Raw genomic sequence first — 21,978 nt, forward strand, 5'->3', positions numbered from 1 at the left:
GGGAATGGCCAAGAAAAAATTCTCTAAAGAGTGGGTTCAGCAGCATATAAATGACCCCTACGTCAAATTGGCGCAACAAAAGGGGTATCGTGCGCGTGCGGCCTTCAAGCTCAGTGAAATATTGGATCTGGAGAAGATTCAGGTTCAGGGCAAGGTCGTGGTGGACCTGGGGTCGACGCCGGGCAGTTGGTCGCAACTGATACGTGAACGCATGGTCGGCCCCGGCGGTGTGCTCAATGGTCGCATTATCGCACTGGATATATTGGAAATGGAACCCATTGCCGGGGTGGAATTCATGCAAGGCGATTTTCGCGAGGACTCGGTGCTGGCGCAGTTGCAGGATTCTTTAAAAGGCGCTGCAGTAGATCTTGTGATTTCGGATATGGCCCCCAACTTGTCTGGTGTGGCATCGGCCGATTCCGCCCGCATCCAGCATTTATGCGAGCTGGCGCAGGAATTTGCCTTGCAGCATCTGACCGATGAGGGTGTCTTGATTGTCAAAGCCTTCCATGGCAGCGGGTTTTCCCAGATCGTGGAATCTTTCAAACAGAATTTTGTCAGAGTCGTCGAGCGTAAACCCAAGGCTTCGCGCGATAAATCCGCCGAAACCTTTCTCGTTGCCCGTGGTGTAAAGCGCAGGTAATTTATGACTTGCCGGTCCTTGAATCGGGTAGAATGAACTATGTATGGCGCTTGTTCAGCTATGTGTAAGCATATCGGACAAGTTATCGCAATCGCAGGAGATTGGCTTTGAACAATTCGTTTTCCAAAGTCGCGATCTGGATGGTTATTGCGCTGGTGCTGTTTACTGTTTTCAAGCAGTTTGACGGCCGGCCGCCAGCCACTGATGGCGTCACTTACACGCAATTCATGAATGATGCCCGTTCCGGCCGCATCAGCAAGGTGGATATTCAGGGTGATACCCTGCATGTCACGCCGGATTCCGGTCGCAGCTACACGCTGACGTCCCCCGGTGACCTGTGGATGGTCCCTGAACTGGTGAAATCCGGTGTGCAGGTATCGGGCAAGGCCCGCGAAGAGCCTTCCTTCCTGACCAGCCTGTTCATCTCCTGGTTCCCCATGCTCCTGTTGATTGGTGTATGGGTGTTCTTCATGCGCCAGATGCAAGGTGGTGGCAAGGGCGGGGCGTTTAGCTTTGGTAAATCGCGTGCCCGTTTGCTGGACGAGAATTCCAACCCCGTGACCTTTGCTGACGTAGCCGGTTGCGACGAAGCCAAGGAAGACGTACAGGAGCTGGTGGACTTTCTGCGCGATCCAAGCCGCTTTCAGCGTCTGGGTGGTCGCATTCCTCGCGGCATCCTGATGGTCGGCTCGCCCGGTACCGGTAAGACCCTGTTGGCCCGTGCCATTGCGGGTGAGGCCAAAGTGCCGTTTTTCAGCATTTCCGGTTCGGACTTCGTGGAAATGTTTGTCGGTGTGGGTGCTTCTCGCGTTCGCGACATGTTCGAAACCGCCAAGAAGCAATCGCCTTGCATTATCTTTATCGACGAAATTGATGCTGTCGGCCGTCAGCGTGGTGCTGGCCTAGGCGGTGGCAACGACGAACGCGAACAGACACTGAACCAGTTGCTGGTTGAGATGGACGGTTTTGAAACGGGCCAGGGTGTGCTGGTGATTGCCGCTACCAACCGTCCTGACGTGCTGGACCCCGCTTTGCTGCGTCCAGGCCGTTTCGACCGCCAGGTCGTTGTCGGTCTGCCTGACATCCGTGGTCGCGAGCAGATTCTGAAAGTTCACATGCGTAAAGTGCCTTTGGCACCCAACGTGGACGCTGTGGTGCTGGCTCGCGGTACGCCCGGTTTCTCCGGCGCCGATCTGGCCAACCTGGTCAACGAAGCCGCCCTGTTTGCAGCGCGCCGTAACGGTCGCACCGTGGATATGCAGGACTTCGAGCGCGCCAAGGACAAGATCATCATGGGTGCAGAACGTCGCACCATGATCATGCCCGAGGAAGAGCGTCGCAATACGGCCTACCACGAAGCGGGTCACGCGCTGGTGGCTTGCATGCTGCCCAAGACAGATCCGGTTCACAAGGTCACGATCATCCCTCGTGGTCGTGCCCTGGGCGTCACCATGCAATTGCCGGAAGGTGATCGTTACAGCATGGACAAAGAGCGCCTGTTGAACATGATTGCCGTGCTGTTTGGGGGACGTATTGCTGAAGAAGTGTTCATGAATCAAATGACCACTGGCGCGTCGAACGACTTTGAGCGGGCTACGCAGATTGCTCGCGACATTGTGACGCGCTACGGGATGACCGACTCCCTGGGCCCGGTTGTCTACGCCGAAAACGAAGGTGAAGTGTTTCTGGGTCGTAGTGTGACCAAGACCACGCACGTATCCGAAGCCACCATGCAGAAAGTGGATTCCGAAATCCGCAAGATCATCGATGAGCAGTACGCTGTTGCGCGCAAGCTGATCGAGGACAATAGCGACAAGATGCATGCCATGGCCAAGGCTTTGCTGGAATGGGAAACCATTGATGCCGATCAGATCGACGACATCATGAAAGGTTTGCCGCCACGGGCGCCACACGTGCCCAACAGCAATGACAACACGCCTTCCGATGGCGCCACGCCTCCCGCAGCGGGTCCCAGCCCAGCGGATGACAAAGGTGCCGCGGCGTCAACGCCCGTTGCTTAACTTACTTACCTAGGCCACGCCTATTTCATGAATTACCCTGAGTGGTCTTGTGGGCGCTTCCAGTTTGGGCTGGAGCGCCCTTTGGTTATGGGGATTGTGAATGTCACCCCAGACTCCTTTTATGATGGCAATACTCACAATGACTTGCCTCGGGCGCTGGACCACGCCCGTCAATTAATCGCCGAAGGCGCAGACATTCTGGATATCGGTGGCGAGTCCACTCGCCCTGGTGCCGAGCCCGTTTCCCTGGAACAAGAACTTGAGCGTGTGATTCCTCTGATCGAGGGCCTGCGCGAGAGTGGTGTGGCTTTGTCGGTGGACACCTTCAAGCCAGAGGTCATGCGTGCCAGCCTGGCTGCCGGTGCCGATATGATCAATGACATCTACGCCTTGCGCATGCCCGGCGCCATCGAGGCTGTCCGGGACTCGGGTTGCGGCCTATGCGTCATGCATATGCAGGGCGAACCAAGAACCATGCAAGAGCAGATTCACTATGATGATGTTGTCGTTGATGTACGTCATTTTTTGCAACAACGATGTGACGCCTTAGTAAGCGCAGGCATTGAATCCAAGCGTATCATGCTGGATCCCGGCTTCGGCTTTGGTAAAACAGCAGCCCACAACTATCAGTTGTTACGTGGTTTGCAGCAGGCGGCAGTACCTGGTTACCCCTGGTTGATCGGTTTGTCGCGTAAATCCATGATTGGCCATGTCACGGGAAAACCCGCCAGTGAGCGTTTGATTGGCAGTCTATCGGCAGCCCTTGCCTGCGTGGCGCGGGGCGCAAAAATTGTCCGTGTCCATGATGTAGCCGCCACGCGCGAAGCGTTGGATGTGTGGAATGCGGTTGAATGTGGAGTCTCTGAATGAGCGATCGTAAATATTTCGGCACCGATGGTGTCCGCGGTGAAGTAGGTGGTCCAACCATTAACCCGGAGTTCGCCTTGCGTTTGGGTTACGCAGCTGGACAAGTGCTGGCCGCCCAGTACGAGGGTAGCGGTCGCCCCACTGTTGTAATTGGCAAGGACACGCGGATTTCCGGCTATATGCTGGAATCGGCGCTGGAAGCGGGCTTGTCGGCTGCTGGTATCGACGTCTTGCTGGCAGGGCCTGTGCCTACGCCTGCGGTGGCGTATCTGACACGTACGCTGCGTCTGGCAGCCGGTATCGTAATCTCCGCCTCGCACAATCCGTACTACGACAATGGCATCAAATTTTTCTCCGCTCAAGGCACCAAGTTGCCGGACGAGGTCGAGTTGAAGATTGAGCAGGCCATTGACCAGCCCATGCATTGGGTCAAGTCCGAGTCCTTGGGGCGTGCCCGCCGTCTGGCCGACTCGGCCGGCCGCTATATCGAATTTTGCAAGAGCGCTTTTCCCAATGACCTGAACCTGGATGGGCTGCGGATTGTGGTGGATGCGGCGCACGGTGCGGCTTACAACATTGCTCCGCATGTGTTTCGCGAGCTGGGTGCAGAGGTAATTGCCGTGGGCGTGCAGCCCGATGGCTTTAACATCAACCAGGAAGTGGGCGCTACCTATCCCGAGAAGCTGGCCGAAGAGGTGCGCAAGCATGGCGCTGATCTGGGTATCGCACTGGATGGCGACGCCGACCGTCTGCAGATGGTTGACTCGCAAGGGCGCATCTACAATGGTGACGAACTGTTGTATCTAATTGTTGCGGATCATCTGCAGACTCAGCCCGTTAAAGGGGTCGTGGGCACGCTGATGACCAACCTGGGTTTCGAGAAGAAGATGCAGGAACTGGGCGTGGAATTTGCCCGTGCCAAAGTGGGCGACCGCTATGTGCTGGAACTGATGCAGCAGAAAGGGTGGGTTTTCGGTGGCGAAAGCTCGGGTCATTTGTTGTGTCTGGAATGGCACACAACGGGCGATGGCATCATTGCCGCCCTGCAGGTCCTGACCGCTCTGTGTCACAGCGGCAAGAGCCTGCCTGAATTGACCCAAGGCCTGAAGATGTATCCGCAGATCATGGTTAACGTTCCTTTACAGCCCGGTCAGGACTGGAAGAACCATGCTGGTTTGCAACAAGCTACCCGAGAAGTCGAAGAAATGCTGGGCGATCGCGGTCGTGTGCTGATACGCGCCTCGGGCACCGAACCCAAGCTGCGTCTGATGGTGGAAGCAGAACAAACCGAGCTGGCTCAAGCAGGCATTGATACCTTGCTTGCAGTAGATTTAATGAAATAGTAATGTGGCTATCAAATACCTGAAACATTGTTTGTGCATGATGCACGAAAGTGTTTGGAGTCATCACGATGCTAAATCTTGAGCGCGAACGTACTGAAGTGGATTGGGGAAATACTTGGGCGGGTCATACTGTAGGAGGCTTGGCCTTGCGTCTGGCGCGCACCCAGGCCGAGCTCGAATGCCTTCAGCGCTTGCGTTTTCAGATTTTCACTCAGGAAATGAACGCAGTCTTTCCAGACCAGCACAATGGTCTGGATATAGATCGCTTTGATCCCTGGTGCGAGCATTTCATGGTTACCGAGCCCGAAGAAAATCGGGTTGTCGGTACTTATCGCTTGCTCACCCCTGAAAATGCCTATAAAGCGGGCGGCTATTACTCAGAGTCCGAATTTGATATCAGTGCCCTGGATGGGCTGCGTCCCAGCCTGGTTGAGGTGGGGCGCTCCTGCATCCACCCCGACTATCGCAACGGGTCGGCCATCATGATGTTGTGGGGTGGTATTGCGGCATTGACACGGGTGGGGGGCTATCGCTATTTGCTGGGCTGCGCCAGCGTCAGCCTGCGCGATGATGGTGTTACGGCAGCCGAAGTCTGGCGTGTGGCCCAAAAGTCCATGCAGGACAATCCGCAGCTCCCTCGTGTGCAACCCTTGAACCGCTACCCGGTCGAGCGTTTGAACAGCGATTTGCCGGCGCGCATCCCCCCGCTGATCAAAGGATATTTGAAGCTGGGTGCCACCATTTGTGGTGAACCGGCCTGGGACCCCGATTTCAATACGGCGGACTTTCCCGTCCTGCTGGATCTGGAGGCCATGGACGAGCGCTACAAACGTCATTTTGGTCTGGTCTAGGCCGGGTCGGCTCCAAGCTGTTTGAGACGGGCCGGGGTTGCTTGCCTGGATTTGAAAAAACCCCCGAAAGTTGGATGACGATCCGACTTTCGGGGGTTTTTTTGAGTGGGCGGGCCGACGGGACCCCACAGACTTTTGACTTTGTTCCGGGCAGCAATCCCGATCCACCGTGGTGACTGTCTGGCCGTGTCTGGGCAGGGGCCGGGCGGCAAGGTGCTTAGACTAACTCCAGGCTCAGGTCATTGATGTCACTTTGCCAGGCTTGGACTTCAGCCTGCAAGGAGGCCTGCGTCAAAGGGTGATTGGCCATCCAGTCGTGATCGACATGAATCAGGACAGTTTTGCCACGGGCTTCCAGTCTGAGCGGCAACGTCTCTCTGTCCTCCCGGCGACGCATGAGCATGACCGCCAGGCGCAGGCTCAGTAAAGTCAGCCACCAGGCATTGGTGCTTTCAAAACGCTTCAGCTTGCCCAGCTTGCCTTGGTGACCCAAGCTCAGGAAACTGAGCAAGGCCTGGTCATCGTTGGAAAAGCCGGGCATATCGGCATGTTCCAGTACGTAAGCGGTGTGCTTGTGATAATCGGCATGCGCGATGCTCAGGCCCACTTCATGCAGATCGGCGGCCCAGCCCAACTGGCGTTGCAGCTCCTGAACTTCGGGCGTATCGGGCAGTTTCAACTGGTCGAAAAACTGCAGGGCGGCATCGTGAACCCGGTGAGACTGGCGCGTATCTACCTGATAACGCTTCATCATCTGCTGAACAGTCTGGTCGCGTTGATCGTGCTCTGATTCGCGCCCGAGCATGTCGTAGAGAACCCCTACTCGCAAGGCTCCTTCGCCGGGCAGCATCTGGCGGATCTTAAGCTCCTGAAAGGCGGCCATCATGATGGCCAGACCTGCTGCCAGTACCGGCGCGCGGTGCGGCTTGATGCCGCTCAGGTTGCGCATGTCCACCTTGCCATCCTGGATCAGGCGTTTGCGCAGCAATTCCATGCCTTCCAGGGTGATGCCCTTTTTGGACATGCCATTTTCCTGCAGGATGGCGATCAGTCCCTTGGCGGTGCCCGAGGAGCCGTAAGCTTCCTGCCAGCCAGTTTTGCGGTACTGACGCGTGATCCCTTCCAGTTCCCGGCGTGCCGCCAGAATGGCATGGCTCATGCGTTCTTCGGTAATGAGGCCGTCCGCAAAGAATTTGTCGGTGTAGCTGACACAGCCCATATAAAGCGACGACAGCAGCAAGGGCTTGAGACCTTTGCCAATAATGACTTCTGTCGAACCGCCACCAATATCAATCATCAGGCGGCGATTGGGGGAAGGGGGCAGCTCGTTGCTGATCCCCGAGAAAATCAGTCGGGCCTCTTCGTGGCCGGAGATGACCTCGATGGGAAAGCCAAAGGCTGCTTCGGCAGCGGGCAGCACTTCGCTCAAATTGCGTGCAACCCGAAAGGTGTTGGTGGCAACGGCACGAACACGATTGGGGTGAAAGCCGGCCAGGCGTTCGTTAAAGCGTTTCAGGATGACTACCGCACGTTCAATGGCATCGGGGCTGATGTACTTGTCGGGGCCCATGCCGGCGGCGAGTCGGACAGATTCGTTAAGGCGGTCAATGGTGTAGATCTGGGCATGACCGTTGTGCTGAACCACACGTCCAATGGATAAACGAAAGCTGTTGGAGCCCAGGTCCACAGCGGCAAGAAGTTGTTCCATGAGGCATCGCTCGGGATGATTACTGTGCGATTATAAGGACATTAATCATGGCTTTTGTTACATAAACAGGAAAATTAAGAAAAGTTAGCTTAAACCTGTGGGGAAGGCGATAGCCGGTCGTCTCTTTTGCTAGGCAGGCGTGAGTGGCACCCGGATGGCATCTGGGTCATAGAGCTGTAACATTCATGTAGTAAAAGTCTGACACTCCCCTCTTTTTTGGCTTTTTAACGACCTCACCATGCTGCCTTCCCCAGATTCAACCTTGCTAAACCGTGAGTTGTCCTTGCTCAAGTTCAATGAGCGAGTGCTGGCCATGGCCGAAAACCCAACTACGCCTTTGCTGGAGCGCTTGCGCTATATCTGTATTGTCAGTTCGAACCTTGACGAGTTTTTCGAAATTCGCATCTCCAGCCTGAAAGAGCAGATTTTGCAGAATCCTCATCAAGTGGGGGATGACGGGTTTTTGCCTCAACAGGCGTTTGACAAGGTGCAGGCGGCCGCCCATCAACTGGTTGAGAAGCAAAACGATTTGTTGATGGACGATGTATTGCCAGCACTTATGGAGGAGGGCATTGGCTTACTACTGACCGCGCTATGGACACCGGCCCAGCGCGAGTGGGCTTATCAGACTTTTTTGCGTGATGTCATGCCTTTGCTCACGCCGATTGGCCTGGACCCGGCTCATCCCTTTCCCCGTGTCTATAACAAAAGCCTGAACTACATTGTGGAGCTCAGTGGCGAGGATGCTTTTGCCCGCAGCGGCACCATTGCCATTGTGCAGGCCCCCCGTGCCCTGCCGCGGGTAATCCGGGTCCCCGACGATATAGCGGGGATTCCTCAGGGCTACATGCTCTTGACCTCCCTGATCAGTGTATTTGTGGGGGAGCTGTTTCCCGGTATGGATGTAAAGGGCTGTTATCAGTGGCGGGTTACGCGCAACAGTGATCTGTTTGTGGACGAGGAAGAGGTCACCAATTTGCGCGCCGCCCTGCAAGGCGAGCTGTCGCAACGCAACTTTGGTGCAGCGGTACGCCTGGAAATTGACCGCTCCATGCCCGAGCGCCTGGAGCGCTTTTTGCAAAGCGAGTTTTCGCTGGATGTCCCTGATACCTACCGAGTCAGCGGCCCGGTCAACCTGACCCGTTTGATGCAGCTGTGCAATGTGCCGGATCGCCCTGATCTTCTGTTTCCGGATTACCGCGCTCCGATTCCTGCGCCTTTTGATTCAACGTTTGAGTCTCCGGCCCAGTTTTTCGAGGCGATTTCCCGCAAGGATCAGTTGCTGCACCATCCCTACCAGTCATTTCAGCCTGTCTTGAGCTTTTTGCGGGCTGCCGCAGCGGACCCGGCTGTGGTGGGTATCAAGCAGACCATTTATCGTACCGGTGAAGACTCGGAACTGATGAATATTCTCCTGTCGGCTGCGCGTGCAGGCAAGGAGGTGACGGTGGTGGTCGAGCTCATGGCCCGCTTTGATGAGCAGACCAATATCAATTGGGCGGCCAAGCTGGAAGAGGTGGGCGCGCATGTCAGTTACGGGGTGGTGGGGCACAAAACCCATGCCAAAATGGCGCTGGTCCTGCGTCGTGAAGCAGGAGCCATCCGTCGCTATGGCCATTTGGGGACGGGAAACTATCATCCACGTACCGCTCGCCTGTATACGGACTTCGGTTTGCTGACCGCCAATCAGGAAGTTTGCGAGGACATGGACAAGGTGTTTTCCATGCTGACCGGTCTGGGCGCCTGGCGTCCCTTAAAGCGCTTGCTGCAGTCGCCCTTTACCCTGCACGACAGCATGATGGACCGGATTCAGGCCGAAACCGAGCGCGCGTTGGCAGGCAAGAAAGCCCGTATCATGGCCAAGATGAATTCCTTGCTGGAGCCCAAGATCATTCAGGCGCTCTATGACGCCAGCCAGGCAGGGGTCAAGGTGGATCTGATTGTGCGTGGCGCTTGCGCGCTGCGTGCTGGCGTAAAGGGCTTGTCGGAGAACATCCAGGTGCGTTCGATTATCGGACGCTTTTTGGAGCACTCACGGGTTTTCTATTTCTACAATGGTGGGCAGGAAGAAGTCTTTATTTCTTCGGCCGACTGGATGGACCGCAACTTCTTTCGCCGGGTCGAACTGGGTGTGCCCGTACTGGATCGCAGCCTGAAAAAGCGGGTGATTGCCGAAGCCTTTACCTACGCCTTGCGCGACAATCAATTGTCCTGGAAGGCCAGCCCGGACGGGACGTATAACCGTATTCGCAGCCGTGGGGCGCCATTTAACCTGCACCAGAACCTGATGCAACGACTGGGTGCTGGATGAAATACAGACTGTCATGAACATGTCATATAGCCTGTTTATGATGACGTTACATACAGGGTGGGCCTGTCTTCTGACTATCATCAAGAGGATTTCTCGATGTTAAAACGTGTATTCAACAAGGTAAGTATTGCTCTGGCGTTCAGCGCTTTTGCGGCCACTGCCACAGCTGCAGACGTCACCGGTGCGGGTGCGTCGTTCCCTTACCCAATCTATGCCAAATGGGCGGCTGAATACGCCAAGCAAACCAATAACCGCGTCAACTACCAGTCGATTGGTTCGGGTGGTGGTCAGCAGCAGATTATTGCCAAGACGGTGGATTTCGGTGCTTCGGATGACCCGATGAAGGTCGAGACGCTGGAAAAAGAAAACCTGTTGCAGTTCCCCGCCGTCATCGGTGGTGTGGTGCCTGTGATCAACGTGGAAGGCATCGAGCCTGGCAAGCTGAAACTGTCGGGCAAAGTGCTGGCTGACATCTATCTGGCCAAGATCACCAAGTGGGACGATGCAGCCATCAAAGAGCTGAATCCTGATCTGACTCTGCCTAACAAAGACATCGTGGTGGTTCACCGCTCCGACGGTTCGGGCACCACCTTTGGCTGGACCAACTACCTGTCCAAAGTGTCACCCGACTGGAAATCCCAGGTTGGTGAAGGCAAGGCTGTGAAGTGGCCTACCGGTCAAGGTGGCAAGGGTAACGAAGGCGTGGCCGCTTACGTGCGTCAGCTGCAGAACTCGATCGGCTACGTGGAATACGCCTACGCCAAGCAGAACAAACTGTCCTGGACCCAGTTGCAGAACAAGGACGGCCAGTTCGTCCAGCCTGGTCAGGAAAGCTTTGCGGCCGCCGCTGCCAATGCAGACTGGGCCGGTACGCCTGGCATGGGTGTGATCCTGACTGAAGAGCCTGGCGCCAAGTCCTGGCCCATCACGTCGGCGACCTTCATCCTGATGCACAAGGTGCAGGACAAGCCTGAAAATGGTAAAGAAGTGTTGAACTTCTTTAACTGGGCCTTCGAGAACGGCGCCAAGTCTGCTGAAGAACTGGATTACGTGGCTCTGCCCAAAGACGTCACCGACAAGATCAAGGCGGCTTGGGCTGCTGAAATCAAGACCAAAGACGGCGCTGCGGTCTGGAAGTAAGATTCGTGTTCAAATATAGGTCAGTTGTAAATTGATCTTGCGAGACGGCCCACCTCTAGGTGGCGCCGTCTTTATTATGTAAAAATTACGGTTTTGTCTTGAACGCACAGCGCGTGACCTTATCGGTTTGCCGGACCTGTCCAGCCCTGGCTGTTACAGAATCCATAAATCGGTTGCAGTGCGTTTGTCCCATTCCGGCCTGACCCTTCATCTGTCTACATGAAATCAAATCAGAACGCCTTTATGGACGGCATTTTCAAGAACATGACGCGCTCGTTTGCGTTTCTCGTGTTCATTTTGCTGGCTGCCATCTCTATTTCCCTGATCTATGGAAGCCGGGAATCCATTGCCGAATACGGTTTCTCTTTTCTCTGGACGAATAATTGGGATCCGGTCAATAACGAATATGGCGCATTGGTACCTATTGCCGGTACCTTGCTGACCTCTTTTATCGCCCTGTGTATTGCCGTGCCAGTCTCGTTCGGGATTGCCATGTTCCTGACGGAACTGTCGCCGGCGTGGTTGCGTCGTCCCTTGGGGACGGCCATTGAAATGCTGGCTGCCATCCCGTCCATTATTTATGGCATGTGGGGCCTGTTTGTCTTTGTGCCCCTGTTTCAGCGCTATGTTCAGCCTGGCCTGATCTCCTTTTTTGAGGGGGTGCCCGTGCTGGGCCAGATCTTTGCGGGTCCTCCCTTCGGCATCGGTGTGTTCACCGCGGGGCTGATTCTGTCCATCATGGTGATCCCCTTCATTACCGCGGTGATGCGTGACGTGTTCGAGCTGGTTCCTCCCATGCTCAAAGAGTCCGCCTATGGTTTGGGCAGCACTACCTGGGAAGTGATGTGGCGGGTGGTTCTGCCATTCACCAAGAACGGGGTGATTGGCGGGATCATGTTGGGTCTGGGGCGCGCACTGGGTGAAACCATGGCCGTCACCTTTGTGATTGGGAACTCCTTTAACTTGCCCAGCTCGCTGTTTTCGCCCTCGAACTCGATTGCATCGGCACTGGCCAACGAGTTTAACGAAGCCGGTGGCATGCAGAAATCCGCCTTGCTGGAGCTGGGTCTGATCCTGTTCCTGATCACCACGGTTGTGTTGGCGATCTCCAAGCTGCTCTTGTTGCGTCTGGCCAAGAACGAAGGCACCTCGCGCTAAGGATCACCTACCATGTTTGATAAAAAATCTGCAATTAGTCTGAGCAACCCGATCTACAAACGCAGGCAGGTATTTAACCGTCTGATGCTGGGTGTGTCTTTTGCTGCCTTGATCTTTGGCCTGTTCTGGTTGTTCTGGATTATCTGGACCCTGATCGAGAAGGGCAGCAGTGCCATGGCCTGGTCCCTCTTGTTTGAAAGCACACCGCCTCCGGGTGGCGAGGGGGGGCTGCTCAACGCCATCGTCGGCAGTGTCATGATGGCTGGCGTCGGTACCCTGATCGGCACGCCGATTGGCATTCTGGCCGGGACCTATCTGGCCGAGTACGGTCAGCGCGGCTGGCTGGCCCCGGCGACCCGCTTTCTGAACGACGTGTTGTTATCGGCACCGTCCATCATTATTGGTTTGTTCATCTACGCCGTGTACGTGGCTCAGGTAGGACACTATTCGGGTTGGGCCGGTTCTTTGGCTCTGGCCATTCTGGTGATCCCCGTAGTGGTGCGCTCTACCGACAATATGCTGATGCTGGTCCCCAATGGCCTGCGTGAAGCGGCCGCGGCACTGGGCTGCCCCAAGTGGAAGATCGTGATGTCCATTTCCTACCGAGCCGCTTTGCCCGGTATCGTGACGGGGGTTCTTCTGGCCGTCGCGCGGATTGCGGGTGAAACGGCTCCCTTGTTGTTCACTGCCTTGAACAACCAGTTCATGTCCATGAATATGAACGCGCCGCTGGCCAACCTGCCAGTGGTCATTTTCCAATATGCTGCCAGCCCCTTTGAGGACTGGAACCGTCTGGCCTGGGCAGGTGCGGTGTTGATTACCTTGCTGGTGTTGGGTATCAATATCCTGGCTCGAAGCCTTTTCCGCCAAAAATAACGTTTTCACGGAGCGCCCTAGTCGGCCAACGCTATGAGTCAAATTATTACCTCCGACGAATCGACCAAGATTGAAATCCGTAATCTGAATTTCTTCTATGGCAAATTCCATGCCCTGCGCAATGTGAACATGTCTATCAAGGAAAAGAAGGTCACGGCCTTTATCGGACCATCCGGTTGCGGTAAATCCACCTTGCTGCGCACGCTGAACCGCATGTACGAGCTGTATCCCGGCCAACGTGCTGAAGGCGAAATCCTGCTGGACAATGAAAACCTTCTGACCTCCAAACAGGACATTTCCCTGATCCGTGCCAAGGTGGGCATGGTGTTTCAGAAGCCGACGCCGTTTCCCATGAGCATTTATGACAACGTGGCCTTTGGCGTGCGTTTGTTCGAACGCCTGAGCAAAGGTGAAATGGATGAGCGTGTGGAATGGGCCCTGTCCAAAGCCGCATTGTGGAATGAGGTGAAAGACAAGCTGCATCAAAGCGGTAACGGTTTGTCCGGTGGTCAGCAGCAGCGTCTGTGTATCGCTCGCGGTGTGGCGATCAAGCCCGAGGTTCTGTTGCTGGACGAGCCCTGCTCGGCGCTGGACCCTATTTCCACGGCCAAGATTGAAGAGCTGATTGCCGAGCTGAAAACCGATTACACCGTGGTCATCGTGACCCACAATATGCAGCAGGCCGCACGTTGCTCGGATTACACCGCCTACATGTACCTGGGCGAGCTGATGGAATTTGGTGAAACCGACCAGATTTTCGTCAAACCAGCCCGCAAGGAAACCGAAGACTACATCACGGGTCGTTTCGGTTAATCAGACACGGGCAGATCCCCTTGCCTTGGTGGCATGGACGAGCGTCTGTGCCACCGCCCCCTGCCTGTAGATTGCACAAGGGCTTTTTCCGTGCTGACACGGTAGGTAAGCAGCGTCGGGCTCAGGCGAGCGCTCATCGAGGATTGGCGATCGCCCGGCCCCCGTGCGGCTATTGGCTTAATTTGCGTAATGCGTGGCGAATGACCTTGCCGGTGGTCGTCATGGGCAGGGCATCCACAAACTCAATCAAGCGGGGATACTCATGCGCTGCGACCCGTCGCTTGATGTGCTCCTGAATTTCCTTGATCAGATTCTGTGATGGTTCGACGTCCTCTTTGAGGACAATAAAGGCCTTTACGACTTCGGTGCGTTCCGGGTCGGGTACTCCGATCACGGCCGCCATCGCCACTGCCGGGTGCCCCATCAGACCATCCTCAATCGGGCCAGGGCCGATTCGGTAGCCGGAGCTGGTAATGACATCGTCGTCCCGGCCCACGAACTGGATATAGCCGTGCTCATCCTGCGTGCCTTTATCGCCGGTCAGTAGCCAGTTTCCTACAAATTTTTCTTTAGTGGCTTCAGGTCGCTGCCAGTAACCCAGAAACATGACTGGGTCAGGAGCCTGGACAGCAATATGGCCTTCGACACCGGCTTTTTGAATTTGCCCCTGGTCATCCACAATCGCCACCCTGTGGCCGGGCACGGGCTTGCCGATTTTACCTGCCTGACCGGGAAACCAGGCCGAGCAGGAGGACACGATCATATTGCACTCGGTCTGCCCGTAGAACTCGTTGATGGTGATACCCAGTTCCTGTTTGGCCCAATCCAGCAGTTGTGCGCCCAGTGACTCTCCGCCGCTGGCAATGGACCGCAGCTTCAAAGGCCATTGTTCGCGCGACCACTGGCTGCGGCGCAGCATTTTTAGGGCAGTAGGCGGCAGGAAGGTATGCGTTACACCCTGTTCGGACATCAACCTCCAGGTCGCCTCGGCATCGAACTTGGGAAAACGGTATGCCAGCACAGGGATACCGTGATGCCAGGCGGGCAGCAAGACATCGAGCAGGCCGCCAATCCAGGCCCAGTCAGCGGGTGTCCACATCAGCCCCTCGCCTGTGGGCAGGAAGTTGTGGGACATTTCCACGCCAGGCAAATGCCCCAGCAGGACCCGGTGGGCATGCAAGGCTCCTTTGGCCGACCCCGTGGTGCCGGAGGTGTAGATCAGCAGCGCCGGGTCGTCGGCGCGAGTAGTCAGTGTGCGCGGTGCTGGCTCAGGATGGGTGTGAATGGCGTGCCACAAGGACAGAGCCTGCTCCTGATCTTGCTGGCTGTCAGTCTGATAAAGATGCTTGAGCTGCGGCAGATGTTCGCGCAAAGGCAGTACCGTTTCCAGACCCTGTTGATCGGTAATCAACGTGCTGGCGCCCGAGTCATTCAAGCGATAACGCAGGGCCTCGGTGCCGAACAGGGTAAATAAAGGCATGGCGATGGCGCCAATCTTGTAAGTCGCCAAGTGAGCCAGGGCAGTTTCCAGACCTTGAGCCAGGAAAATGGCGATTCTATCGCCGGGCTGAATGCCTTGTGCCTGCCAGGCGGCCGCCAGGGAGTCGGACCAGGCCTTGAGCTGATCGAATGTGTAGCGTTTGACCTGCCCATCGGACAGTTGCTGGATCAGCGCCAAGCGCCCGGAGCCATCGGCCCACTTGTCGCAGGCATCATGGGCAATATTGTAGTGTTCAGGAATGGACCAGTGAAATTCCGAGTAGCTTTGTGAATAGGCAGAATCAGCAGACAGCATGAGAGGCACTTTTCCCGTAGGTAAGACAGACCTTCATCCTAACGTCTTGTGCGGGATGACCCTATCGGTACTAGCCAGTAGACACGAGAAACGGCGCTGGGCAGGCGCCGTTTCTCGTTCCGCTTTTTTTGCGATTAGAGCAATGACAAGGGACAAGCACCGATGGTTGAGGTTAGCCCTGTGTCGCGAGTCGCCCGCGCGGAGGGGGACGTCAGGGGAATCATGCGATTTGCGGGTGGTTTTAGCTCTTTTGCTGCTCGCTGGCAGGGGTTTGAGTTTGTTGACCCTTGCCATCGCGATGGCCGCGGCGGTGCTGGCCATCAGCTTTGCGCTCGACCACGGTGAAAGCACCGTTTTCACCTTCAGAGCGAACCCGGACCACTTTGCCGTCTTTATCCACGACCATGGCCATAATGCGATCGCCCCGCTGATGCAGGCTGCCCACCTTGGTATAGCCGGCCTCTTTCAGACGCTGGTAGGCCGGACCGATATCGGTGACTTCGTCGGCCGTCAGCGGCTTGTGGTCGCGGGCCTGGCGAGTTTGTTTCTGGGTGCTTTGCGTTGGGGCCGCGCCCGTGGTTTCTTGAGCGATGGCAGCGGTGCCGCCCAACAGACTTGCGCTCACTACCAGGGCAGAAAAAAGGGACATACGTTTCATATAAAGCTCCTTCATGTAATCAACAAGTAGTGCTGTCAGATTCCTGGGTAGCTTCCTTTTAAGAGGGAAGATGTGTGTGTCCTGTCAGCTTGGTGCCCATTATGGACAAGGGGCTCTGAATCTAAACTGAAGTTGCTGTTCATGTTATGTTCATCCGCAGCTTGCTATATAAGGGGGGGGTGACTTTTTTGATCCCTCTTTTTTGTTCTGCACGTACCGGTTCGTATGACCTCCATTAAACAGTCCGCACTGCTGATGTGTCTGGCCGCCGTTTGGGCGGCTGTGGCGCCTGGGGCGGCGGCTCACGCTCACGACTCTTCCGCCTGCGACCGTCAGAAACGGCAAGGCGTGCCCGCGTGGGACAAGACGGAGCATTCGGATTGGTCAGGGCATGATTATCTGGGCGATGACGATTGCCTGCGCCGTTTGCCGGCCGCTCCCCCCGCACCCGCAGCACCGCCTCCCAATGAGCGTTTTGGTCCCAGTCCCTACTGGCCACCGGGCCCGGCCTATCGGGGGCATGACCAGGCGCGTGAAGCGGTGCGTCGGGGCGAGGCTTTGCCACTGCGGGAGGTCTTGCGCCGGGTTCGGGAAGATTATCCGGGGCGGGTGCTGCGCGTGCAGTTTGAATATGACGAGCGTCTTGAACTATGGGTGTATGACTTGCGCATGCTGGTCGATGACAACCGCCTGTTGCGCCTGAAAGTGGATGCCTTGAGTGCCGAAGTGCTGCTGGTGCGTGGGGTCAAGCGTTCTCATTCGAAAGGACATTGAATAATGCGGATACTGGTTGTCGAAGATGAACCGACCCTGGCGGGGCAGTTGCAACAGGCTCTGGAGCGGGCGGGCTATGCCGTTCAGGTCGCTCATGATGGCGAGCAGGGGCATTATCAGGGTGAGGTGGAAGCTTTTGATGCGGTGGTGCTGGACCTGGGTCTGCCCGGCATGGATGGCGTGTCGATGCTGCGGCGTTGGCGCGCCTCGGGCCTGACCATGCCCGTGCTTATTTTGACCGCCCGTAATGACTGGCATGACAAAGTCGAGGGAATGGACGCGGGCGCAGACGACTATGTTGCCAAGCCGTTTCACATGGAAGAGCTGTTAGCCCGCATTCGTGCCTTGCTGCGCCGTGCCGCGGGACAGGTGAATCCGCGCTTGCAACTGGGCCAACTGGAGCTGGATGCGCGTTCGTCTTCAATTACCTGTGCAGGCATGGTGCTGTCGCTGACCAGCCATGAATATCGCTTGCTGGCTTTCATGATGCACCATCCTGCCCAAGTCCTGTCGCGTACCCAACTGACCGAGCATATTTATTCGCAGGACTTTGAGCGCGACTCCAACACCATCGAGGTGTTCATTGGCCGTCTACGCAAAAAGCTGCCGCCCGGCTATATCGAAACCGTGCGCGGCATGGGCTACCGTTTGGTAGACCCGCAAGCATGATTGCCGGGCGTGGTCGGGCCACCCTGGGCTCCTTGCGCAGCCGGCTTTTGCTGGGAACCCTGGCCTGGATCTTGCTCAGTATCATTCTGGCCGGGCTGGGGCTGAACCGTTTGTTTCAGGACCATGTGTATCGCCAGTTCGAGCAGCGTTTGCAGACTCATCTGGACCAGATCATGGCAGACGTCAATCTGGACGCGGCCGATGGTGTCACTTTGCAGTCGCGCCTGAGCGATCCCTTGTTTGAGCAACCTTATTCGGGCATGTACTGGCAAATTGCCCGGCGCGAGGCCGGCAGCCCGCAATGGACGGTGGCTTTGCGCTCGACCTCCTTATGGGATGAGGCCCTGGATGTGAACGCGCCCGATGCGCCCGGGGGCGTGTTGTCTTTGCCCGGCCCGGAAAAGCAGCGCTTGGTGGTGTTGCGCCAGGAGCTGGACGAGGTTAACGACAAGGGCCAAAGCCTGCAGATCATGGTGGCAGGCAACCGGGAGCTGCTGGCCGAGCCCTTGGCCCGTTTTGAGCGGATTCTGTTCCTGTCTCTGGGCGGTTTGGCCGTGGGCCTGATTTTGGCGGCCATCTTGCAGGTGGTGCTGGCCTTGTATCCCTTGCATCTGTTGCGACGCCGTTTGCTGGATGTGCAGGAAGGGCGCGAACCGCAAGTCAGCGGCAATTTTCCTAGCGAAATTCAGCCCTTGGTGGACGATTTCAATGCAGTGCTCAGTGCGAATGCAGGCATGGTGGACCGCGCGCGGGCTCAGGCTGGCAACCTGGCCCATGCCGTCAAAACCCCGTTGACGATTATGGGCAACGCTGCTCAGGCGCACGATCCGCATCTGGCAGCATTGGTCAGCGAGCAGGTGGCCTTGGCCCAGCGACAGGTGGACCACCACTTGTCTCGGGCAAGGGCCATGGCGGTACGCGCCATTGGTGTGCGTACGGATGTGTCGGCCTGCCTGCAGTCCCTGTGTCGGGTGATGGGGCGTTTGCATAGCGACAAGCAGATCCATCTGAATCTGCCTGATCAGGAACTGCTTTTTAAAGGCGAGGAGCAGGACCTGCAGGAGATGGCCGGGAATTTGCTGGATAACGCCTGCAAGTGGGCGACGCAGAATGTGTGGTGCCAGGTGTGGCAGCAGGACAATGTGCTGCATCTGGTGGTGGAAGATGATGGCCCTGGCCTGGACCCGGAGCAACTGGAGCGTGTGTTTGGCCGTGGTCAGCGCGCAGATGAACGGCACCCCGGTTTCGGTTTGGGACTGGATATTGTCCGTGAGCTGGCGCGCAGCTATCAGGGCAAGGTGCAAGCCAGCGCATCGGAGAAGGGGGGATTGCGGCTGGATTTGACCTTGGCGAGTTAGGGCAGGAAGTGGACGTGGTTCGCGGATGGAGTGGCGGGTGCGGTCAGGGCTAGGGGGCGGTACTAATCACCCATGAAAAACGCCCGGCGAAGCGGGCGTTTTTTAAAGATCTGACCTCAGGCCAGCATTAGTTCCACGGGCCAGCATCGCCGCCCAGGCTGTAGCGTCCGGCACCAATCAAGCCTACGGTCAATGCGCCGATCAAGAACATGCCTTGTAGCTCCAGAACCCAGATGCCTTGGGCGTTAAAGCTGCCGATCTGGTTGCTGTGGGCCAGGAGCAAGGCAATAAGCATGTTCATGGCTACAATCAAACCGCCTGCACGAGCATAAAAACCCAGGATCATCAGGACAGGAGCAATCACTTCGCCTATGTACACGCCCCAGGCCAGAAAGCCGGGCATATTATTGGCGATCAGCATTTTTTCGATGCCTCCAATGCCATAACGTATCTTGGCAACGCCGTGCAGCAGGATCAGTACACCGACCGTGACACGCAGCAAGAGTTTTCCAAGGTCATCGCGAGACATAGAGACGCTCCATTCATGTTGTGGGACAGCAAGGTGCGTTATTGTAGAAGACCGGGTTCTTAAAAGTATGACGGAGCATTTACATGACACAAAAGCAGGCTGTCGCAGCAGAACTGGCCCCCAGCGGGGTTTTGCGTGTTGCCATGAATTACGGCAATCCCGTCCTGGCCCAGCGCGGTGCCCATGAGCAGTCCCCTAAAGGTGTTTCAGCGGATCTGGCTCGCAGTGTGGCTCAGGAGCTGGGCCTGCCGGTGCAGTTCCATGGCTATGATGCAGCCCAGGCCGTGGTTGAGGCGGTGTACCGTGACGAGTGGGATCTGGCCTTTCTGGCGATTGATCCCAAGCGTGCGGAGAAGATCCGCTTTAGCGAGGCTTATGTGCATATTGAAGGCACGTATCTGGTACGCGAGGAGTCTGCCTTTCAGACCGTGGACCAGCTGGATCGGCAGGGCGTGTGCATTGCGGTGGGCAAAGGCGCAGCCTACGACCTGTTTCTGAGCCGACATTTGAACCACGCAGATCTGGTGCGGGCGACAACCTCTGCCGATGCGATTGATCTGTTTGTGGAGCAGGAGCTGGATGCCGCTGCCGGTGTGCGTCAGCCTCTGGAGCGCTATGCGCGTTCCCGCAGCGGTTTGCGTGTATTGCCTGATAGTTTCACCGTGATTCGTCAGGCCATGGCGGTGCCATCGGAACGTACGCTGGCCCATGCCTGGATCGAGGCTTTTATTGCCCGGCAGAAAAAAGAAGGGATGGTGGCGCAGTTTCTGGCGGACAGTGGTCAGGCCAACGTCACCGTGCCGGAGTAGGGTGAAGGCGGGTGTGGAGCGCGTTTTGCAGCGCCTGCCTGAACAGGGCTTGAGCCTTGCCGGCTTCCTGACCCTTGGCTTGCAGCAGATAAATGGGCAAGTCCAGGCCATTGCTGCCCGTTGAAAACTGGATTCGTGCCAAACGCCCAGACTTCAATGAGGGACCCAGGCACGACAAGGGAAGATTAGCCCATCCCAGCCCCCGTTCCACCAGTTCCAGTGTCATGGCCAAACTATCCGTTTTCCATTGACGAAGGCTGAGCATGGATCGGTCTTTGCCGGTGTCGTTCTGCGGGCTGCTGATCACGATTTGTCTGTGGGCTTTCAACTCTTCCAGCGGGCGGGGGCCATTTTGCAGCAGGGGATGGCCGGGCGCAGCCACTGCGCTGATCGTTTCGGTCCACAGGGACTGAACAATTCCCACACTTTCCAGCTCCAGTCCGCCATAGGCAATGCACAAGTCCAGCTCGCGTTTTTTCAAGGCCTCGATCAAGGTGTCTTGCGCTGCCGTTCGCAGTTCGATGTCCAGGCCGGGATAGTGTTGCTCCAGAGCTTGCAGGGCGGTCAACGCGGGCTTGGGGTCGACATCACAGACCAGGCCCAGGCGCAAATAGCTTTCCAGACCTCCCGACAGTTCCTGCAGGTGAAGGCGTAAGGCCTGAAGGCGGCTGGCGATCAGTCTGGCATCGGGCAGCATGGCCAGCAGCTCGGCGGTGGGGACGGGTTCTCGACGGCTGCGATCAAACAGGGTCAGGTCCAGCTCTGCCTCCAGATTGGCGATGGCCATACTGACGGCGGACTGGGTGCGCCGCAACGTCCGTGCCGCTGCGGAGAAAGAACCGTGCTCCACCACGGCTAACAACAGTTCAAGATGGTCACTGGTAATCATGGCTAAATCATCAGAAAAATTGATGGAATCTGACTTTTTCTAAAAGCTGTACTGCGGATAATCATGCTTTCTACGGTTTTAAGCAAGGATGTGTATCGTGCAGGGATGGAAAAGAAGAGTGGTGTATATCGGCCTGTTTGAATTGCTGGGCATGATGGTAGCGGCGACGGTCCTGGCTCAGTTAAGCGGCGCGGGGCCCATGCAAAGCGGTGTGCTTTCGTTCATGATCAGCACTTGCGCGGTAACGGTAAACCTGTTCTACAACATGATGTTTGAGGCCTGGGAGCGTCGTCGTCATATACAGGCTCGTACGTTCTGGCACCGGGTAGTGCATGTGACCGGTTTCCAGCTTGTGCTGGTGTCCTTGCTGATCCCCTTAATCGCCTGGTGGCTGGATATCAGCTTGTGGAAGGCGTTTTTAATGGAGGCGGTATTGCTGGCGTTCTTTCCGCTGTTTGCCTTTTTCTATAACTGGGCATTTGATTGTATTTTTGGTCTGCCCGATTCGGTCGGCCTGAGCCCCAGCCAGACCCGCTAAGGACAAAAAGCTCCTATCCCCGTGGTTAAGGTGGGGCAAGGCTTAAGAGAACCAAAACAAAAAGGCCTTGCAGATTGCTCTGCAAGGCCTTTGAATTTTTTGGTCGGGGCGGCGGGATTCGAACTCGCGACCCTCTGGTCCCAAACCAGATGCGCTACCAGGCTGCGCTACGCCCCGACTAAGAAAAAAATTATAGCGTGTGAGAGTGAACTTGGCAAGCAAATGAGT

The 21,978-nt window shown here is 56.6% G+C and carries 20 protein-coding genes and 1 tRNA gene; 15 read left to right on the plus strand and 6 right to left on the minus strand.

Annotation, left to right across the window (positions count from 1 at the left end; translation table 11 throughout):
• Window positions 1-4: 4 nt before the first annotated feature.
• The 5 genes from ACOZ42_RS03995 to ACOZ42_RS04015 all read left to right on the plus strand — a co-directional run bounded on the left by ACOZ42_RS03995 (window position 5) and on the right by ACOZ42_RS04015 (window position 5,725).
• Window positions 5-643: an RlmE family RNA methyltransferase gene (locus ACOZ42_RS03995; protein ID WP_003803365.1), complete on the plus strand. Its 639-nt coding sequence runs from the start codon at window positions 5-7 to the stop codon at window positions 641-643.
• Between the two features lie 107 nt (window positions 644-750).
• A complete protein-coding gene (gene ftsH / locus ACOZ42_RS04000; RefSeq protein WP_003803362.1) occupies window positions 751-2,664 on the plus strand; it encodes an ATP-dependent zinc metalloprotease FtsH in 1,914 nt (637 codons plus the stop codon).
• 27 nt (window positions 2,665-2,691) lie between these two features.
• On the plus strand, window positions 2,692-3,534 hold the full coding sequence (gene folP / locus ACOZ42_RS04005) for a dihydropteroate synthase (RefSeq protein WP_039943726.1): 843 nt from the start codon (window positions 2,692-2,694) through the stop codon (window positions 3,532-3,534).
• The gene (gene glmM, locus ACOZ42_RS04010; protein ID WP_003803357.1) at window positions 3,531-4,874 is read left to right on the plus strand and encodes a phosphoglucosamine mutase; all 1,344 of its coding nucleotides are present in this window, start codon (window positions 3,531-3,533) and stop codon (window positions 4,872-4,874) included. Before folP ends, glmM begins: the two co-directional genes overlap by 4 nt.
• A 68-nt stretch (window positions 4,875-4,942) precedes the next feature.
• On the plus strand, window positions 4,943-5,725 hold the full coding sequence (locus tag ACOZ42_RS04015; RefSeq protein ID WP_426345569.1) for a GNAT family N-acetyltransferase: 783 nt from the start codon (window positions 4,943-4,945) through the stop codon (window positions 5,723-5,725).
• Window positions 5,726-5,942: 217 nt separating this feature from the next.
• Here the strand turns inward: ACOZ42_RS04015 and ACOZ42_RS04020 are convergent, their stop codons facing one another.
• On the minus strand, window positions 5,943-7,433 hold the full coding sequence (locus ACOZ42_RS04020) for a Ppx/GppA phosphatase family protein (protein ID WP_003803353.1): 1,491 nt from the start codon (window positions 7,431-7,433) through the stop codon (window positions 5,943-5,945).
• A gap of 238 nt (window positions 7,434-7,671) precedes the next feature.
• Here ACOZ42_RS04020 and ppk1 point away from each other — a divergent pair, with 238 nt between their 5' ends.
• The 5 genes from ppk1 to pstB all read left to right on the plus strand — a co-directional run bounded on the left by ppk1 (window position 7,672) and on the right by pstB (window position 13,731).
• Window positions 7,672-9,744: a polyphosphate kinase 1 gene (gene ppk1 / locus ACOZ42_RS04025; RefSeq protein WP_003803351.1), complete on the plus strand. Its 2,073-nt coding sequence runs from the start codon at window positions 7,672-7,674 to the stop codon at window positions 9,742-9,744.
• 96 nt (window positions 9,745-9,840) lie between these two features.
• Window positions 9,841-10,884 carry a phosphate ABC transporter substrate-binding protein PstS gene (gene pstS / locus ACOZ42_RS04030; RefSeq protein WP_003803350.1) on the plus strand — a complete coding sequence of 348 codons (1,044 nt, stop codon included), beginning with the start codon at window positions 9,841-9,843 and terminating at the stop codon, window positions 10,882-10,884.
• Between the two features lie 219 nt (window positions 10,885-11,103).
• Window positions 11,104-12,042, plus strand: a complete 939-nt coding sequence (gene pstC / locus ACOZ42_RS04035) for a phosphate ABC transporter permease subunit PstC (protein WP_003802770.1) — start codon at window positions 11,104-11,106, stop codon at window positions 12,040-12,042.
• A 12-nt stretch (window positions 12,043-12,054) separates the two neighbouring features.
• Entirely contained in the window at window positions 12,055-12,918 is an 864-nt protein-coding gene (gene pstA, locus ACOZ42_RS04040; protein ID WP_003802768.1) for a phosphate ABC transporter permease PstA, read from the plus strand.
• 33 nt (window positions 12,919-12,951) lie between these two features.
• Window positions 12,952-13,731 (plus strand): phosphate ABC transporter ATP-binding protein PstB, encoded by a 780-nt coding sequence (gene pstB / locus ACOZ42_RS04045; protein ID WP_003802766.1) that lies wholly within the window; start codon window positions 12,952-12,954, stop codon window positions 13,729-13,731.
• A 169-nt stretch (window positions 13,732-13,900) separates the two neighbouring features.
• On the opposite strand, the gene ACOZ42_RS04050 is transcribed toward pstB, so the two are convergent.
• On the minus strand, window positions 13,901-15,526 hold the full coding sequence (locus ACOZ42_RS04050; protein ID WP_131071353.1) for an acyl-CoA synthetase: 1,626 nt from the start codon (window positions 15,524-15,526) through the stop codon (window positions 13,901-13,903).
• Window positions 15,527-15,767: 241 nt separating this feature from the next.
• Entirely contained in the window at window positions 15,768-16,184 is a 417-nt protein-coding gene (locus ACOZ42_RS04055) for a hypothetical protein (protein WP_003802763.1), read from the minus strand.
• Between the two features lie 225 nt (window positions 16,185-16,409).
• On the opposite strand from ACOZ42_RS04055, the gene ACOZ42_RS04060 reads away from it, so the two are divergent.
• From ACOZ42_RS04060 to ACOZ42_RS04070, 3 genes are read left to right on the plus strand one after another with little or no spacing between them, the layout of a single operon-like run.
• Window positions 16,410-16,958 (plus strand): hypothetical protein, encoded by a 549-nt coding sequence (locus ACOZ42_RS04060; protein WP_059318724.1) that lies wholly within the window; start codon window positions 16,410-16,412, stop codon window positions 16,956-16,958.
• 3 nt (window positions 16,959-16,961) lie between these two features.
• On the plus strand, window positions 16,962-17,627 hold the full coding sequence (locus ACOZ42_RS04065; RefSeq protein ID WP_426345570.1) for a response regulator transcription factor: 666 nt from the start codon (window positions 16,962-16,964) through the stop codon (window positions 17,625-17,627).
• The gene (locus tag ACOZ42_RS04070) at window positions 17,624-18,985 is read left to right on the plus strand and encodes a sensor histidine kinase (protein WP_003802757.1); all 1,362 of its coding nucleotides are present in this window, start codon (window positions 17,624-17,626) and stop codon (window positions 18,983-18,985) included. Before ACOZ42_RS04065 ends, ACOZ42_RS04070 begins: the two co-directional genes overlap by 4 nt.
• 127 nt (window positions 18,986-19,112) lie before the next feature.
• Here the strand turns inward: ACOZ42_RS04070 and ACOZ42_RS04075 are convergent, their stop codons facing one another.
• Window positions 19,113-19,514, minus strand: coding sequence for a DoxX family protein (locus ACOZ42_RS04075; RefSeq protein ID WP_003802754.1), 402 nt, complete (start codon window positions 19,512-19,514; stop codon window positions 19,113-19,115).
• A gap of 83 nt (window positions 19,515-19,597) precedes the next feature.
• Between ACOZ42_RS04075 and ACOZ42_RS04080 the strand changes: the two genes are divergently transcribed.
• Window positions 19,598-20,323, plus strand: coding sequence for a transporter substrate-binding domain-containing protein (locus ACOZ42_RS04080; protein WP_003802752.1), 726 nt, complete (start codon window positions 19,598-19,600; stop codon window positions 20,321-20,323).
• On the opposite strand, the gene ACOZ42_RS04085 is transcribed toward ACOZ42_RS04080, so the two are convergent.
• Window positions 20,307-21,212 carry a LysR family transcriptional regulator gene (locus ACOZ42_RS04085; RefSeq protein ID WP_426345571.1) on the minus strand — a complete coding sequence of 302 codons (906 nt, stop codon included), beginning with the start codon at window positions 21,210-21,212 and terminating at the stop codon, window positions 20,307-20,309. The genes ACOZ42_RS04080 and ACOZ42_RS04085 overlap by 17 nt on opposite strands.
• A gap of 97 nt (window positions 21,213-21,309) precedes the next feature.
• Here ACOZ42_RS04085 and ACOZ42_RS04090 point away from each other — a divergent pair, with 97 nt between their 5' ends.
• Entirely contained in the window at window positions 21,310-21,750 is a 441-nt protein-coding gene (locus ACOZ42_RS04090) for a PACE efflux transporter (protein ID WP_426345572.1), read from the plus strand.
• A gap of 100 nt (window positions 21,751-21,850) precedes the next feature.
• Here the strand turns inward: ACOZ42_RS04090 and ACOZ42_RS04095 are convergent.
• Window positions 21,851-21,927: transfer RNA gene (locus ACOZ42_RS04095), tRNA-Pro, on the minus strand.
• Window positions 21,928-21,978 lie beyond the last annotated feature (51 nt).

Source organism: Alcaligenes sp. HNGD-HTN06, from assembly GCF_049932565.1.
GTDB lineage: Bacteria > Pseudomonadota > Gammaproteobacteria > Burkholderiales > Burkholderiaceae_B > Alcaligenes > Alcaligenes ammonioxydans.

Coding starts and splice junctions, on each gene's coding strand:
- ACOZ42_RS03995 (WP_003803365.1), top strand. CDS start 5: ATGGCCAAGAAAAAATTCTCTAAAGAGTGGGTTCAGCAGCATATAAAT.
- folP (WP_039943726.1), top strand. CDS start 2,692: ATGAATTACCCTGAGTGGTCTTGTGGGCGCTTCCAGTTTGGGCTGGAG.
- glmM (WP_003803357.1), top strand. CDS start 3,531: ATGAGCGATCGTAAATATTTCGGCACCGATGGTGTCCGCGGTGAAGTA.
- ACOZ42_RS04015 (WP_426345569.1), top strand. CDS start 4,943: ATGCTAAATCTTGAGCGCGAACGTACTGAAGTGGATTGGGGAAATACT.
- ACOZ42_RS04020 (WP_003803353.1), bottom strand. CDS start 7,433: ATGGAACAACTTCTTGCCGCTGTGGACCTGGGCTCCAACAGCTTTCGT.
- ppk1 (WP_003803351.1), top strand. CDS start 7,672: ATGCTGCCTTCCCCAGATTCAACCTTGCTAAACCGTGAGTTGTCCTTG.
- pstS (WP_003803350.1), top strand. CDS start 9,841: ATGTTAAAACGTGTATTCAACAAGGTAAGTATTGCTCTGGCGTTCAGC.
- pstC (WP_003802770.1), top strand. CDS start 11,104: ATGAAATCAAATCAGAACGCCTTTATGGACGGCATTTTCAAGAACATG.
- pstA (WP_003802768.1), top strand. CDS start 12,055: ATGTTTGATAAAAAATCTGCAATTAGTCTGAGCAACCCGATCTACAAA.
- pstB (WP_003802766.1), top strand. CDS start 12,952: ATGAGTCAAATTATTACCTCCGACGAATCGACCAAGATTGAAATCCGT.
- ACOZ42_RS04050 (WP_131071353.1), bottom strand. CDS start 15,526: ATGCTGTCTGCTGATTCTGCCTATTCACAAAGCTACTCGGAATTTCAC.
- ACOZ42_RS04055 (WP_003802763.1), bottom strand. CDS start 16,184: ATGAAACGTATGTCCCTTTTTTCTGCCCTGGTAGTGAGCGCAAGTCTG.
- ACOZ42_RS04060 (WP_059318724.1), top strand. CDS start 16,410: ATGACCTCCATTAAACAGTCCGCACTGCTGATGTGTCTGGCCGCCGTT.
- ACOZ42_RS04065 (WP_426345570.1), top strand. CDS start 16,962: ATGCGGATACTGGTTGTCGAAGATGAACCGACCCTGGCGGGGCAGTTG.
- ACOZ42_RS04070 (WP_003802757.1), top strand. CDS start 17,624: ATGATTGCCGGGCGTGGTCGGGCCACCCTGGGCTCCTTGCGCAGCCGG.
- ACOZ42_RS04075 (WP_003802754.1), bottom strand. CDS start 19,514: ATGTCTCGCGATGACCTTGGAAAACTCTTGCTGCGTGTCACGGTCGGT.
- ACOZ42_RS04080 (WP_003802752.1), top strand. CDS start 19,598: ATGACACAAAAGCAGGCTGTCGCAGCAGAACTGGCCCCCAGCGGGGTT.
- ACOZ42_RS04085 (WP_426345571.1), bottom strand. CDS start 21,212: ATGATTACCAGTGACCATCTTGAACTGTTGTTAGCCGTGGTGGAGCAC.